Origin of the sequence: Effusibacillus pohliae DSM 22757 (genome assembly GCF_000376225.1) — a bacterium.
Taxonomy (GTDB): Bacteria; Bacillota; Bacilli; order Tumebacillales; family Effusibacillaceae; genus Effusibacillus; species Effusibacillus pohliae.
Genome location: NZ_AQXL01000125.1, coordinates 38,721 through 52,036 on the forward strand (window position 1 = coordinate 38,721; position 13,316 = coordinate 52,036).

At 55.6% G+C, this 13,316-nt stretch carries 16 protein-coding genes; 11 read left to right on the forward strand and 5 right to left on the reverse strand.

The window, feature by feature from the left end:
- Positions 1–2: 2 nt before the first annotated feature.
- Entirely contained in the window at positions 3–461 is a 459-nt protein-coding gene (locus tag C230_RS0111780) for a hypothetical protein (RefSeq protein ID WP_018132243.1), read from the forward strand.
- Between the two features lie 97 nt (positions 462–558).
- Positions 559–771 carry a hypothetical protein gene (locus C230_RS0111790; RefSeq protein ID WP_018132245.1) on the forward strand — a complete coding sequence of 71 codons (213 nt, stop codon included), beginning with the start codon at positions 559–561 and terminating at the stop codon, positions 769–771.
- On the opposite strand, the gene ytaF is transcribed toward C230_RS0111790, so the two are convergent.
- Positions 753–1,436: a sporulation membrane protein YtaF gene (gene ytaF / locus C230_RS0111795; RefSeq protein WP_281168944.1), complete on the reverse strand. Its 684-nt coding sequence runs from the start codon at positions 1,434–1,436 to the stop codon at positions 753–755. The two genes, C230_RS0111790 and ytaF, sit on opposite strands and share 19 nt — an antisense overlap.
- Positions 1,437–1,450: 14 nt before the next feature.
- On the opposite strand from ytaF, the gene ftsW reads away from it, so the two are divergent.
- Positions 1,451–2,557, forward strand: a complete 1,107-nt coding sequence (gene ftsW / locus C230_RS0111800) for a putative lipid II flippase FtsW (protein WP_018132247.1) — start codon at positions 1,451–1,453, stop codon at positions 2,555–2,557.
- 59 nt (positions 2,558–2,616) lie between these two features.
- On the opposite strand, the gene C230_RS0111805 is transcribed toward ftsW, so the two are convergent.
- Positions 2,617–3,642 (reverse strand): hypothetical protein, encoded by a 1,026-nt coding sequence (locus C230_RS0111805; RefSeq protein WP_018132248.1) that lies wholly within the window; start codon positions 3,640–3,642, stop codon positions 2,617–2,619.
- 154 nt (positions 3,643–3,796) lie between these two features.
- On the opposite strand from C230_RS0111805, the gene C230_RS0111810 reads away from it, so the two are divergent.
- A complete protein-coding gene (locus tag C230_RS0111810; RefSeq protein WP_018132249.1) occupies positions 3,797–4,027 on the forward strand; it encodes a hypothetical protein in 231 nt (76 codons plus the stop codon).
- Between the two features lie 83 nt (positions 4,028–4,110).
- On the opposite strand, the gene C230_RS23615 is transcribed toward C230_RS0111810, so the two are convergent.
- On the reverse strand, positions 4,111–4,242 hold the full coding sequence (locus C230_RS23615) for a hypothetical protein (protein WP_281168945.1): 132 nt from the start codon (positions 4,240–4,242) through the stop codon (positions 4,111–4,113).
- A gap of 174 nt (positions 4,243–4,416) precedes the next feature.
- On the opposite strand from C230_RS23615, the gene C230_RS0111815 reads away from it, so the two are divergent.
- Genes C230_RS0111815 through C230_RS20270 form a run of 3 tightly spaced genes read left to right on the forward strand, consistent with a single transcriptional unit; the run spans position 4,417 to position 6,773 of the window.
- Positions 4,417–4,656 (forward strand): twin-arginine translocase TatA/TatE family subunit, encoded by a 240-nt coding sequence (locus C230_RS0111815; RefSeq protein ID WP_018132250.1) that lies wholly within the window; start codon positions 4,417–4,419, stop codon positions 4,654–4,656.
- 39 nt (positions 4,657–4,695) lie between these two features.
- Positions 4,696–5,397: a response regulator transcription factor gene (locus tag C230_RS0111820; RefSeq protein WP_018132251.1), complete on the forward strand. Its 702-nt coding sequence runs from the start codon at positions 4,696–4,698 to the stop codon at positions 5,395–5,397.
- A gap of 2 nt (positions 5,398–5,399) precedes the next feature.
- Positions 5,400–6,773 carry a sensor histidine kinase gene (locus C230_RS20270; RefSeq protein ID WP_018132252.1) on the forward strand — a complete coding sequence of 458 codons (1,374 nt, stop codon included), beginning with the start codon at positions 5,400–5,402 and terminating at the stop codon, positions 6,771–6,773.
- Positions 6,774–6,837: 64 nt separating this feature from the next.
- On the opposite strand, the gene C230_RS0111830 is transcribed toward C230_RS20270, so the two are convergent.
- Positions 6,838–7,443, reverse strand: coding sequence for a DedA family protein (locus C230_RS0111830; RefSeq protein WP_040393496.1), 606 nt, complete (start codon positions 7,441–7,443; stop codon positions 6,838–6,840).
- A gap of 155 nt (positions 7,444–7,598) precedes the next feature.
- Positions 7,599–9,008 (reverse strand): PIG-L deacetylase family protein, encoded by a 1,410-nt coding sequence (locus tag C230_RS0111835; protein ID WP_018132254.1) that lies wholly within the window; start codon positions 9,006–9,008, stop codon positions 7,599–7,601.
- 271 nt (positions 9,009–9,279) lie between these two features.
- Between C230_RS0111835 and C230_RS20275 the strand changes: the two genes are divergently transcribed.
- The 4 genes from C230_RS20275 to C230_RS0111855 all read left to right on the forward strand — a co-directional run bounded on the left by C230_RS20275 (position 9,280) and on the right by C230_RS0111855 (position 12,943).
- Complete coding sequence (locus C230_RS20275; RefSeq protein ID WP_018132255.1) at positions 9,280–10,122, forward strand: electron transfer flavoprotein subunit beta/FixA family protein; 843 nt, start codon at positions 9,280–9,282, stop codon at positions 10,120–10,122.
- Positions 10,123–10,260: 138 nt separating this feature from the next.
- Positions 10,261–11,367: an electron transfer flavoprotein subunit alpha/FixB family protein gene (locus tag C230_RS0111845; protein WP_018132256.1), complete on the forward strand. Its 1,107-nt coding sequence runs from the start codon at positions 10,261–10,263 to the stop codon at positions 11,365–11,367.
- The gene (locus C230_RS0111850; protein WP_018132257.1) at positions 11,364–12,668 is read left to right on the forward strand and encodes an FAD-dependent oxidoreductase; all 1,305 of its coding nucleotides are present in this window, start codon (positions 11,364–11,366) and stop codon (positions 12,666–12,668) included. The genes C230_RS0111845 and C230_RS0111850 overlap by 4 nt, the downstream gene beginning before the upstream one ends.
- Positions 12,665–12,943 (forward strand): ferredoxin family protein, encoded by a 279-nt coding sequence (locus C230_RS0111855; RefSeq protein ID WP_018132258.1) that lies wholly within the window; start codon positions 12,665–12,667, stop codon positions 12,941–12,943. The genes C230_RS0111850 and C230_RS0111855 overlap by 4 nt, the downstream gene beginning before the upstream one ends.
- The last annotated feature ends 373 nt before the right edge of the window (positions 12,944–13,316 follow it).

Consider the following 13,316-nt stretch of genomic DNA (forward strand, 5'->3'; position numbering starts at 1 on the left):
CGATGAAAAAATGGCTGACTCTGCTGATGACGCTGGCGTTGATGTTCGGAACCGCCGGATCTGCCCTCGCAGCCTCGAGCAGCAAGGGAACTTTCAGCGGCACTGTTCGTTCCTCGCAAACGCCCGTGTCGGGTTCCCATTTCGTCGGCAGTTACGGTACCAGTTCCAGTTCGCAAACCTACAGTTCGGGTCCGAAAAGCCCTTCGGCCAATGTCACACAAAGGCCGTCGTATCCAACACCCGTTTTGCAGCCGTCGACCCAGACGAAATCGTCTGTTTTTGGCGGATTGGGCCATTTCTTCGGCGGGCTGGCAACCGGCGCGGTGCTCGGGTCGCTGCTGGGGCACATGCTGCATCCCTTTGGAGGTTTCGGGCACGGGTTTTCGATTTGGGGATTGTTGTTTGACGCTGTGCTCGCTTATTTGATTTATAAGTTGGTTCGCCGGTTTATGGGGAGGTAACCGATGAGGATCTGGTTTGACGAGCAGGACTCTGTTTGCGTGTTTGTTGCGGCCAGGTACGGACAGCCGCCGCAACAGGTGGAGGCGGAGCCGCTGTATGCTGTATGAAGAGAAAACAGGATTTTTCGCGGTGGCCACCGCCCGCAACGGGTTGTTTCGCTACCCGCTGACGGAACAGGATCTGATCGGTGCGGTGGCCGTTTATCTGGCGGACTGTCATCGGTTTGATCCGCACGGCTTGACGATGGAACTGTTTTTTGAACCGGGCAAGGGGGTTTGGGCGGTCATTGATCAGATGAGGATCTCGTAAACGCCGATTCCGATCAGGAGCAGTCCGGCGATCAGATTGGAGTAGCGGCCCAGCCAAGCTCTTGCAATCCGATGACCGGCGCGAACGCCAAGCTCCACTGTTAGTAACGAAAATGCACCAACTGACAGGGTCGTCCAGAACGGGGAGACGCCGCTGATTCCGGCACCGAAGCCGCTTGCCATGCAGTTCAAGGCGAGCGCCACCCCTAATGAAATCGACTCCTGCCAGGAAATCACCCGATCCTGATCAATGTCCGCATGTTCCGGATTGCGCAAGACGGCGGTCAAGGCATCATCCGTATCAGCGGGCGACCGGTTGAAAAAACCGGAGCCGATCGTCCAGGCGCCGATGGCCACGATCAGAAGGCCGCCCATAAGGTTTGCGACGCTCGGGGGAACGTAGCTGGACACCCACTGTCCCAACGAAAGGGTTGAATAGGTGGCCAGCATCGAAATCAGTGCGATAATCAGATTGGAAACAAAGGGGATCCGGGTGGAGCGCATCCCGAATGAAACGCCAATGCCCAAATTGTCCAGATTGGAAGCGAGTCCGATCAATACAATCGTGATCCAGTGCATGGGAAACCTCCGCTTATTCTTACTTATTGCGAGATGCCTCCCTATACTATGACAGATAACTTGGCAGAGTTTCCATGCTGGTTTCAATTTGGAGGAATTCGATGAAATTGACGCGGCACCGGCCTGATTTTGTTTTGTTGATCACGGTTTTGCTGCTTGTCAGCAGCGGTTTGTTGAACATCTACAGCGCGAGCATGATTTGGGCGTCCGAGCATTTGGACAAGTCGCCGCATTATTTTTTTATCCGGCAGTGTTTGTGGGCGGCCGTGGGGTTGATTGCGATGGTGACTGTCATGAACCTGCCTTATTGGAAGTGGCGGGACTTGTTGAAATGGCTGATTCCCGCATCGCTCGTCAGTTTGCTGTTGGTGTTCGTTTTTCCAAAAGTGGGAGGGGCGCATCGCTGGATTGCTCTTGGCCCCGTGTCGTTCCAACCATCCGAACTGGCGACGCTGACGGTGATTGTCTACCTGTCCCATCTTGTTTCGAAAAAGCACGATCAGCTTGCCGATTTTAAAAAAGGGATTGTACCGCCTCTGGTGGTCATCGGGCTGTTTGCGGGACTGGTGCTGATCGAGCCGGCCATGGACGGCGCCTCCCTGTTGGCGGTCAGCGGGCTGGCCATTCTGTTTGCGGGCGGAACCCCTGGCAAGCACTTGGCGAAAATTTTGCTCCCTTCCGGACTGTTGGCGGTTGCGCTCGTCATGTTGTCCGATTACCGCCGAGCGCGGTTGCTGGCTTTTCTCGATCCTTTTTCACCGGAAAACATCCAGTATTGGGGCTATCAGCAAGCAAATTCCCTGTATGCGGTCGCATCCGGCGGTTGGACCGGCAGAGGACTGGGCCGGAGCATCGAAAAATTTCTCTATCTGCCGGAACCGCACACCGATTTTATTTTTGCCATCTTGTCGGAGGAGTGGGGAACGCTAGGGGGGATTTTGCTGATCGCACTGTTCGCGGTGTTGATCATCCGGGGGATTCGGGTTGCTTCCCGTCTGCCGGACCGGTTTGGGGCACTGCTAGCGGTCGGCATCACGGCGATGATCGGCTTTGCCGCCTTGGCGAATATCGGGATGGTAAGCGCAGTGCTGCCGGTGATCGGAATCCCTCTTCCTTTTGTGTCCTACGGGGGCAGTTCTTTGCTCATGAAATTGATCGCAATGGGGCTGCTCTTGAATCTCTCCCGGTACACCGTGGAGGATGCCTGAAGCAACCAGCCAGCACGCTTATTTCAGAAGCAGGCTGGCTGTAGTTTATTGGCGTTTTTCTATTTTCCGGACAGGGACTGGTAGAACTCGTTTTCATATACGTGCAGCGATTCGCTGTACTGGGTTGCGAAGCTGTTGCTGACACCGAGCTTCCTGGTTCCCGCCAAAAATGTTCGAAACTTGTTCATGCCCCCCTGCCGGATCAAATTTTCGACCGCCAGGTAATCCTCCCATTCGACGTTGTAGCGGGCCCGCAACATGTCCTGTTCGCTTGCCGACAGAGGCAACAACTGGCCGCGTTGGGCGACTTGCTGAATTTGGCGGTTTAAGGCGTTTGTCATTTGTTGAGCCATCCGGGGATCCACCTGGTTCATCGCTGCCATGCCGTTGTGCCAGGCGATCCCTTCATTCACCCAGGTGGGGATCACTTCCCCGATCCCCTGTTCGTTCAGCGCCGTATGGGTCAGCTCATGCGTCAACACGTCGGCCAGTTCGGCGTTTGATTTGGAAGCGTATAATGGGATCCAAACATCTTTGCCGACGGTCAGCCCACCCGTCTTCGATACGATGCTCGGAATCATCGAGGCTTGGATACCCGATTTGCGCAACGCATTGGCATAGCCCTCGTGCGACGAGAACAGCACCACGCGGGTGGTTTCCGTCGGTTTCCAGAGGTTTTGTTGCAAAATCGGCAGTGAAATGTTTTGAATGGTTTTTACTGCTGCCTGCAGATCGGCTTGCGTTACGCCGGAATCTCCCGCCAACACCTGAATCTGTCCGACCGAGTGGTCTGACGTTTGCGGATTGTGAAACTCCGGCAGCGACGGCAGATTCCGAATTCCAAGCGAACGTGTGAGCAATTGATCGACGAGTTGTTGATCCAACTGGTCGATCGTATGCAAAACCTGGCCGACCTGTTGCTGGATGTTGTTCGGATCGGGACGCTGCAAGTGCAACTGGTTGAGGAACCGGTCGAGGTTTTGCGTCACTCCCCGTTCCATCGTTTGATAGAGATTTGATCGCTTGATGTCTTGTCCAAACCAGAAGATCCCCAACAAGGCGGCCAAAAGGACCAGTTTTCGCATGAAAACCCCTCCTCCTGTTTCTATTGTAACAGGCAAATTCGGATAAATTGTGAAAACCGTTGATTGGTGGCAACCGCTTGTTGTACATCCGGTTTTGATTGGTGTATTGTGAAAAATAATGCCGCCCGCAAGCGGCAGCTTGGAGGAATTCGTCATGGTGATCATGCATATCGTCATCGGGATCCTGTTTGCGCTGATCATTTGGAAACTGCTGAAGTTCACATTTAAAACGTTTTTGTGGCTGGTTTTAATCGGACTGGTCGTGGCCGTACTTTTCCCGGGAAAATTGTTTGTGGTCGGCGGCATCGGATTTTTGCTGCTCAGTGTATTGGGGACGCTGTTGTTACTTGCCATCGCCGGGTTTTTCTTTTTTGAGGGAGATTGAAAGGACGATAAGATATCACCGGGTTTATGAGTATCTCCCCCATGGAAAAAGGGGTGATGCATTTCACCCCGTTTACGTTTCGCCTATGACGACAATTTCCGGTACAAAACGTAGGAATAGACGACCGGCGCAATCGTTGCCACCGCGAGAGCAATTCCAAACGTCCAAGCGGCAACAATCCCTGGTTGGATCCGCCAGCGCCTTAAACACTTCATTCATAGGAGTCCCCTTTTAGATATTTAGGTAAATATCTAAATAATATACACCGGTCTTCTCGTCCCGTTAATCCAGCATCTTTCACTTGCATTCCACAATTATTCCACAAAAATTTGATACATTCTAATATGGATGGGCGTTTGACACGCAGATTCGACAAGGGGGCGTTATACATGTTTGAGAATATCGGAATTCCAGGATTGATTATGATCCTGATCGTGGCGCTGCTGATATTCGGGCCCAACAAATTGCCGGAAATCGGTCGCGCCTTTGGCAAGGGGATTCGCGAATTCAGGGACTCCATGCGCGAAATCACGGAGGAGCCGGAGCGCAAGCGGGAGCAGGAGAAGGGCACATCCGGAGAACCGGGGCAGGAGAGACAGCCGGAGAAAGTCGGCGATACACCTCAATAATTTGCCAACGCTGTGGTACACTGGGAACAGGTGATCGACATGGCTGAGGATCGGAAAAAGACGATTTTTATTGTGGATGACGACGAAAAAGTAAGGGAGATCATCGAGCGGTACCTGCAGGCGGAAGGTTATCAGGTACGGACGTTCGACCGGGCGGAGCCGGCTGTGGAAGCGTGGCAACAGTCTGAGCCGGACATGTTCATCATCGACATCATGATGCCGGGCATCGATGGCTACGAGCTGTGCCGAAAAATTCGTGCCGAAAGCATGGTGCCGATCATCATGGTGTCCGCCAAAGACGAGGAAGTGGACAAGATCGTCGGCTTTGAACTCGGTTCGGATGACTATCTGTCGAAGCCGTTCTCGCCACGGGAGCTTGTGGCACGGGTAAAAACGATGTTTCGCCGCCTCGACGCCCTGCAGGCGGGAAGCGCAGCGAAGCAGCAAATTCTCCGCATCGAGGACCTCACGTTCTATCTGGAGGAGCGGCGCGTGGTGAAAGAGGAAGAGGAGATTCCGTTCACCACGAAAGAATACGATTTGCTGTCATTTTTGGCGATGAACCGCAACAAGGCGTTCACCCGCGAGCAATTGTTGAATCAGGTGTGGGGGTATGAATATCTGGGCGACGAACGGGCGATCGATGATCTGGTGAAGCGCCTGCGGAAAAAATTGAGAGCGGTCGATTCGGCGGTGGAGATCAAGACCGTGTGGGGCTACGGCTACAAACTGGAAGGGTGACGATGAAGCGCACGATTGGCAAAAAACTGGTGTTCACGTACCTGATTTTGATCGGGATTACGCTGACCGTATCGGGAATTTTGTTTACCGCCTTTATCCGCGATTATATGGTAACGGAAGCGAAGGACAGTCTGCGGATGGAAGCCAACCGTCTGGTTGAATTGGCCGGAACGGGCCGTACCGGAGAACTCGGCCCCGTCAGAAAACAGATTCTCATCCGGCTTGCGTTGCACACGATTGAAAGCAACTATTTTATCGTATCGCGAGCCAGTCAGGAAGTGGTCGAATCCAGTTCGCGGGAGGTGCCGCCGTTTATGCGCTCGCCGATTCCCCTGCAGCGCGTGTTTGAAGGGGATGCGTTGGAAGGGCAGGGCGAGCTGCGAGGCAAAGAGATCGTGTTTGTGGCATTGCCGATAGGAAAAGGCGGGCAAGTGCCGTATGCGCTCGTCCTGTTCACCGAACTGCAAAAGATCCGGACGGTGACGTATCAGGTGGTGATGGTGCTGATCAAAGGCTTTCTCATCACTGCCATCCTGATGCTGGCGATGGCCTATTTTATGATGCGCTCGCTGACCCGTCCGCTGGAACATCTGCAGCAGGCGGTCGCCCGGCTGGCAAAGCGCGATTTTTCGCCGCCTGAAATCGTCCACACGGGCGATGAGCTGGAGGAACTGTCGCGTGCTTTCCGCCAGATGACCCTGGCGCTGAAACAGTATGACGAGGCGCAAAGGCGCTTTTTGCAGAACGCTTCGCATGAGCTGAAAACGCCGCTGATGGCGATCCAGGGTTATGCGGAAGGAATCCGGGACGGCATTTTTCAGGGAACGGAAGCGGAGAAAGGGCTGGACGTGATCTCAGCGGAAAGCAAACGGCTGAAAAAGATGGTCGACGAGCTGATTTACCTGTCCAAGCTGGAAACGCTCGACGCGATCTATGACCTGCAACCGGTCGACTTGCAGATGATCGCACAGGAAAGCATCGAGCGCGTGGAGAGCCTGGCCCAGCAAAAAGGGGTGTACGTCAGCCTGCAAGCAGCGCCGATCGGCCGATTGCTGCTCGATCCGGACAAAATGATGCAAGCGTTCATCAACCTGTTGGCCAACGGCATCCGGCACGCCCGGAGCCGTGTGACTCTCAGCATTCAAAACGTCGGTGCGGCCGTTCGGATTACGGTCGAAGACGATGGCCCTGGATTGCGGGAGGAGCACAAGGAAAAGATTTTCGAGCGGTTTTTCCAGGGCGACGGCGGTGATACCGGGCTGGGGTTGGCGATCACCCGTGCGATCATCGAAAAAAGCGGCGGCACCATCCGGGCGGATAATGGTGCGGCTGGGGGGGCCGTGTTTACGATCGAATTTCCGACTGAAAGAGGATAAATATCCGCCACAGTGAAACATGACGTGCCAAACGATTGTCGTGCATCTGATTTAGGGTAGTTGCTTAGCGGGCCTTCTGCTTGCAAACGAACCGGCGGATCCGCCATCCAATAATTGCCGCTGTGGCAGCGAGAATTGCCGCCAACCACAGGTATTTGTGCAGCGCTTTTGAAAAGGTCAGCCAATGGTCTTGCAGAAACACACCGAGCGTGACGAACGTCAGCACCCAGAGCAGACCGCCGGGAAACGCGTACAGCAGAAAGGCGGGGTACGGCCATTTGCTGATCCCTGCCGACAAAGCGGTGAAATGGCGGACGCCGGGAATGAAGTAGCCGAGCGTAACGGTCAACTTGCCGAAACGCCGGAACCACTGTTCCGCTTTTTCCAGTTTTTCCGGCGTGATCGAAATTTTTCGGCCGTGTTTTTCGAGCAGGGGCAGCCCGAACCGGTGGCCGACCAGATAGCTGAACGACATGCCGACGATGCTGCCGAGAAACGCCACCAGTAGCGTCACCCAATAGCGAAGTTCGCCCTTCGACACCAAAAATCCGGCGAACGTCATCAAGAGCTCATCCGGCAGGGGAATTCCCACGATGCCGAGCACCTGCGCGGTAAACAGTCCGATATATCCGTAATGTGCAATCCAATGGAATACGAACTCCTGATTCAATGGTTTCCCCTCCGCCGACTGATCGACCGCTTTCACCCGTTCCCCATGTCCCTGAATGGTTCCGCAAAAGGGTTCTGGCAAACGGCTCTGTTTGTATTATATGACATTGTGCCGGCCAGCGGACAATCTTTTGCGGGAGGCCTGCGGGCTGCGGCTCAGCGGCCGGCGATTTTGACCAATCGCCAGGCCGTTTTGTCGATCCGCTCCCGATCGACAACGCTGTCGGCTGACAGCAAGATGCTGGTGGTGCCATCCAGCAGGTTGCCCGGCAAGGTCAGCCACAGCCGGTTGTCTTTTGACTGAACGGCCGTATCGGGCGGCAAATCCAAACTGTTGCTCGCATACCTGGCGGCTGTCACTTGCGTTCCGTGCACGGTCAGGTCGAGCCGTTTCACTTCATTCGGTCGGAACAGGCGAATGCGCACATTGTATGCCACGCGCGGACTGATCGGAGCCCGGGTCTCCAATCCGATGTACAATTTTCCATCTGCCAGAACCCCGCCAACCGTCGCGATATCCGCCGCCGCCTCCACCTCTCTGCGGACCGTATCGCCGTGCGCATCGAGAAACAAAGGATGCGGAAAGGCGGGAGAACCGGCAAAATCAGGCGTTTCCGGCGCGACCGGAAGCGTCGGGTCCGTGTACGTCCCGAGCAGTTCGTTGGTGCGAACAAACGCTTCCAGAAACGGATCCATCACTTTCGTTTGCGTCGCGTATTGCCGGATCGCTTCGTGCTTTTTCCGCTTTTCCTGTTCGCTCACCGGAATATAAATCCACTTCGTGTCCAATCCGCTCAGCACATGCGGCGGATGCAAAGGCAGGTTCGGCTCATACCGCCACGGCGCCGGAAAATCTCCCCGGTGCACCAGGTAGGTCCATTCGTTGGCGCGGTACTTGTGCAGGGTCAGGACATATTTAACAAACGCGTTGGTTCCCCAATGATCGTGATGTTGATCGTTCGGATCGGGATAGACGATGTCGGTCGGCTGAAACTCTCGGATAATGTCCCACAAGTTTTTCGCCAGATTGGCGCCGCAGTAGGGCGCATTTTTTTCATAGCTGAACGCGTAGGGAGAATGGGTGCTGCCGTTTAGTCCTCTGTGCAGATGGTCATAGTCCCAGTCCGATTCCCACAGCCCGTTCACTCCGCCGTCTGGATATCCCAGAAACATCACGTCTTTTTCCGCCAGGCCAAAATGCTTCATCGCTTTCAACGATTCTAAATGGCGCGCTTCCCCCAACCGTCTGTAGTCAGCCGGAGAGGGTGACGCAATCCCGTAATTTTCCTCGACGGCCCGCTTATATCCGTCGCCGCTTGTCACGATCACCACCTTTACTTGCTTGCCGGCGGCGAGCGCTTTTTGGATGACTTCCGCCCCACCCAGCGTTTCGTCGTCCGGATGGGGAGCGACGATCAGAGTGCGGGCGCCAACCGTGATCGGCTGCACCGTTTCCTTTTTTCGCAGCGACAGCCAATCTGCCAGGTAGGGCCTGAACAATAGAACGGCCGATCCGACGGCCAGAATGCCGATAAGCAACGCCCATTTCCAACGATTTCGCAGCAAACCGTATCTGCCTCCTTCTGCCATTCATCCCACACTCTCTTATCATGCCATGATCCCTGCAGGAACATGAGCGGATTGATCGCGGTCATGAAAGCATCGTCCAGGCATATGGTGGAAGCAGATTGGAATCATTTCGATGTAGTAGATGATATCTTCTTATAATTAAAAATTGATAAAATAATCTGTTGACAATAGTTCATATTTTCACAATACAATAGAGGTAGGAAGCTGTTTATTTCTGCCTCAGGTGAAGAAGAGGAGGTCGAAACGGATGCTGCACATTGTGGTATGCGTCAAGCAGGTGCCGGACAGCCGGGAAATTCGCATCGATCCCAAAACCAACACGCTGATCCGCACCGGGGTGCCTGCGATCGTCAATTTTTACGACCTGCACGGGTTGGAGGAAGCATTGGTGCTCAGGGAGAAATACGGCGGACGCGTGACGGTTGTCTGCATGGGGCCGCCGCCCGCGGAGAAAGCTTTGAAGCAGTGCATTTCGCTCGGTGCGGACGAGGCGGTGCTGGTGACCGACAGAGGATTCGCGGGTGCCGATACGCTGGCCACGTCGTACGTGTTGGCGGAAACGATCAAAAAAGTGGCGGACACCTGGGGGCCTGTCGACATTGTGTTTACCGGAAAACAGACGCTGGACGGCGATACGGGGCAGGTCGGTCCGGGCATCGCCTGCCGGCTGGATCTTGAACAATTGACGTATGTCGAAAAGGTGGTCGGCATCGATCTGGACACCCGGCGCATCACGGTGCACCGCCACCTGGAAGACGGGGTGGAAGTGGTGCAAACCAAACTGCCGGTGCTGATGACCGCCCTGAAAGAACTGAATAAAGTCCGGCGCGCTTCGATGCCCGGCATGCTGCGGGCGGCGCAGTACAAACCGGTCATCTGGACGACCCAGGATTTTCCTAACCTCGACCGCAGCAAAATCGGCCTGAAAGGCTCCCCGACAATCGTCGCCAAATCGTGGGTGCCTGAGCAGCGCACGGTCGACACGGTGATGATCGAAGGTGACGACGCCCGCGTGAAAGCGGCCGCTTTCGTTGAGAAGCTGTGGCAGACCGATCTCCCGGCGCGTTTTGGCTGGGGACAGCAAGCCTAAGGGGAAACTCCGCTAAAAGCGTCCGTATCCGTCTGGACGCCGCAGAATGGATCATCGAATAGGGACACCCGTGAAGCGCATCCGCTTCCTTGCGGGCATCACGGGATCAAACATCCTGGTTTAAGGGGGAGGAAATCGATGGCGGAAGAAACGAAACAGCGGACGGCCGACGATATGCCCGATTGGTCGGCATACCGCGGCGTACTGGTCTATATCGAGCATCGGGACGGCAAAGCGAAGAGCGTCGGCTGGCAACTGTTGGGGCAAGGCAAAAAGCTGGCAGACAAACTGGAAGTCGATCTGATGGCGTTGGTGATCGGCCATGATGTGCAACATCTGGCGGAAGAGGCGATCGCCTATGGCGCCGACCGCGTGTACCTGTGCGATGCGCCGGAATTGAGGTATTACCGGACTTATCCTTACTCGCGTGCATCGATGAAAGTGATCCAGGAGGTGAAGCCGGAGATCGTGCTGTTCGGAGCGACCGCCACCGGCCGCGACCTGGCGGGAGCGATTGCCACCCACTTGCCGACCGGTCTGACGGCCGACACGACGGAGTTGGATGTGGAGCCGCATCCGAGCCGATTGCTGCTCGCCTCCCGGCCCGCTTTTTCGGAAAAAATGATGGCGACGATCCTCTGCAAGCAATACCGGCCGCAGATGGCGACCGCCCGGGCCGGCGTGTTCGAGGCGCTGCCGAGGGATCCCTCGCGCAAAGGCGAGATCATCCGCGTCGATTTTTCCATTCGAGAGGAGGAAATCGCCGCTAAAGTGCTCGATTTCATCCAGGATCAATCGAAAGTCAACATCGAGGAAGCGGAGATTATCGTATCCGGCGGCCGGGGCTTAGGCGGACCGGAACCGTTCAAAATGCTGAAGGAACTGGCTGACGAATTGGGCGGCGTCGTCGGCGCATCGCGCGCTGCGGTTGACGCCGGGTGGATCAAGCATGAGCACCAAGTTGGACAAACCGGATATACGGTTCGGCCGAAATTGTATTTTGCGATTGGCATCTCCGGTGCGGTGCAACATCTCGTCGGCATGCAGAATTCCGGCGTGATCGTGGCGATTAACCGTGATCCGAACGCCCCGATTTTTAAGGTGGCGCACTATGGGATCGTGGGAGACTTGTTCCAGATCGTGCCGGCGATTACCGAAGAGGTCCGGCGGCGGAAGAGCGCCTCATTTCTGACCGATGCAGCCAACCGTTCGCAAGCGGCCGAGGAAGGAGGAGTGCGGGTATGACGAACAAATTTGACGCGGTTGTCGTCGGAGCGGGTCCGGCCGGAACGGCGGCAGCGCTGACGATGGCGAGAGCCGGGCTGTCCGTGGTGTTGCTGGAACGGGGGGAATTTCCGGGAGCGAAAAACGTATTCGGCGGCGTGTTATACCGGAAACAGTTGGAGGACATCATCCCCGAGTTTTGGACGGAAGCACCGCTCGAGCGGCACATTGTCGAACAACGGCTGTGGATTCTCGGACCGGAGTCGGTGGTTACGTTCGGTCATCGCAACGAAGCGTTCAAGGAGCCGTACAACTGCTGGACCGGCATGCGGGTGAAGTTCGATCAGTGGTTCGCCTCCAAGGCGGAACAGGCGGGTGCGATTCCGGTGTATGAAACCGTTGCCACCGATTTGATCCGGGAAGGCGACAGGGTGATCGGTGTCCGCACCGACCGCGACCAGGGCGATCTGTACGCGGATGTGGTGGTGATTGCGGACGGTGTCAATTCGCTGCTCGGAAAATCGCTTGGCATCCACAAGGAATGGTTGCCGCACGAAGTGTCGTTGGCAGTAAAGGAGCAAATTTTCCTGCCGAAAGAGAAAATCATGGACCGCTTCAACCTGGAAGGGGACGAAGGGGTGACGATCGAGTTTGTCGGGGAGACATCGCGCGGCATGACCGGCCTCGGGTTCCTGTATACAAATAAGGAATCGCTTTCGCTCGGGATCGGAGTGATGGTGTCCGACCTGAAAAAACACAAGATCAAGCCGTACGAGTTGCTGGAAGGCGTCAAGCAGCACCCGATGATCCGCAAGCTGATTCAGGGCGGAGAGACAAAAGAATACGCAGGGCACCTGATTCCGGAAGGCGGGTTGAAATCGGTGCCGCCCCTCTCGGGCAACGGCTGGGTGATCTGCGGCGACGCGGCGCAGTTGGTGAATTTTGTGCACCGGGAAGGCACCAACCTGGCGATGACGTCCGGCCGGTTTGCCGGGGAAGCGATCATCGAGGCGAAAAAACGGGGCGACTACTCGCGGCAAACCCTAAGCCTGTACGACGCGAAGGTGAAAGAGTCGTTCATTCACAAGGACCTCAAGAAATACCAGGGTCTGCATGCTCTGTTGAACGAAATCGATCCGAAAGTCCTGTTCGAGAACCTGCCCCGTGCTGTGAACGACGCGGCCTACGAGATGCTGCTGGTAAACGGCGTGTCGAAAGCGGAAAAGCAGCGCTATGCGATCAAGCGCCTGAAGGAAGCGACAGGCGGCACCTGGGATCTGCTGAAACTCGGCTACAAGGGATGGAGGGCGATTAACGGATGAGCGCCACGATTGAAGAGAAGCTGTTTACCATCCGCTACAAGGTCGATGAGAAGTCGCACCTGATCATCAAGGATCAGGAAGTGTGCCTGAATTGCCCGACCAAGGAATGCACCCATTTTTGCCCGGCGGATGTGTACGCATGGGAAGGAACGTACACATCGGTCGCGTTTGAAAACTGCATCGAATGCGGGACGTGCCGGCTCGGCTGTCCCACCTACAATATTGAATGGGTGTATCCGAAAGGCGGATATGGAATCACGTACAAGTTTGGGTAAACGATCCACTCCCCTGCGAACCGCTCGCAGGGGAGTTTTCGCGAATCAGACAGTTTGAAGCTTCTGGCTATGTGTGAAGCGTTGGCACACGCGAACATATGTGCGATATTTCTCGGCGGCAGACTGGAACTAAAACCGTTCCCCTCCCACCACCCATCAGCGGATCAGCCACCGGTTGGAGCGTACGCTATCGGACTCTTGCGAACAGGAGTATATTATTATGGATACGCCTGTCGACGTGATCCTGTCAGATACGGAGACCCGGCAGCCTGACATTCTGATGGTTCACAGAAGCCGGGAATCGGGCGGAAGATACCGTGCAATCGGAGCGCATTCCCTGTGTGTCGTTTGTGGTAAAAGAGGGGTTGAAGGT

Bases quoted from the DNA above. Each gene is read 5' to 3' on its own strand.
- C230_RS0111780 (WP_018132243.1), top strand. From the start codon at position 3: ATGAAAAAATGGCTGACTCTGCTGATGACGCTGGCGTTGATGTTCGGA.
- C230_RS0111790 (WP_018132245.1), top strand. From the start codon at position 559: ATGCTGTATGAAGAGAAAACAGGATTTTTCGCGGTGGCCACCGCCCGC.
- ftsW (WP_018132247.1), top strand. From the start codon at position 1,451: ATGAAATTGACGCGGCACCGGCCTGATTTTGTTTTGTTGATCACGGTT.
- C230_RS0111805 (WP_018132248.1), bottom strand. From the start codon at position 3,642: ATGCGAAAACTGGTCCTTTTGGCCGCCTTGTTGGGGATCTTCTGGTTT.
- C230_RS0111810 (WP_018132249.1), top strand. From the start codon at position 3,797: ATGGTGATCATGCATATCGTCATCGGGATCCTGTTTGCGCTGATCATT.
- C230_RS23615 (WP_281168945.1), bottom strand. From the start codon at position 4,242: ATGAAGTGTTTAAGGCGCTGGCGGATCCAACCAGGGATTGTTGCCGCT.
- C230_RS0111815 (WP_018132250.1), top strand. From the start codon at position 4,417: ATGTTTGAGAATATCGGAATTCCAGGATTGATTATGATCCTGATCGTG.
- C230_RS0111820 (WP_018132251.1), top strand. From the start codon at position 4,696: ATGGCTGAGGATCGGAAAAAGACGATTTTTATTGTGGATGACGACGAA.
- C230_RS20270 (WP_018132252.1), top strand. From the start codon at position 5,400: ATGAAGCGCACGATTGGCAAAAAACTGGTGTTCACGTACCTGATTTTG.
- C230_RS20275 (WP_018132255.1), top strand. From the start codon at position 9,280: ATGCTGCACATTGTGGTATGCGTCAAGCAGGTGCCGGACAGCCGGGAA.
- C230_RS0111845 (WP_018132256.1), top strand. From the start codon at position 10,261: ATGGCGGAAGAAACGAAACAGCGGACGGCCGACGATATGCCCGATTGG.
- C230_RS0111850 (WP_018132257.1), top strand. From the start codon at position 11,364: ATGACGAACAAATTTGACGCGGTTGTCGTCGGAGCGGGTCCGGCCGGA.
- C230_RS0111855 (WP_018132258.1), top strand. From the start codon at position 12,665: ATGAGCGCCACGATTGAAGAGAAGCTGTTTACCATCCGCTACAAGGTC.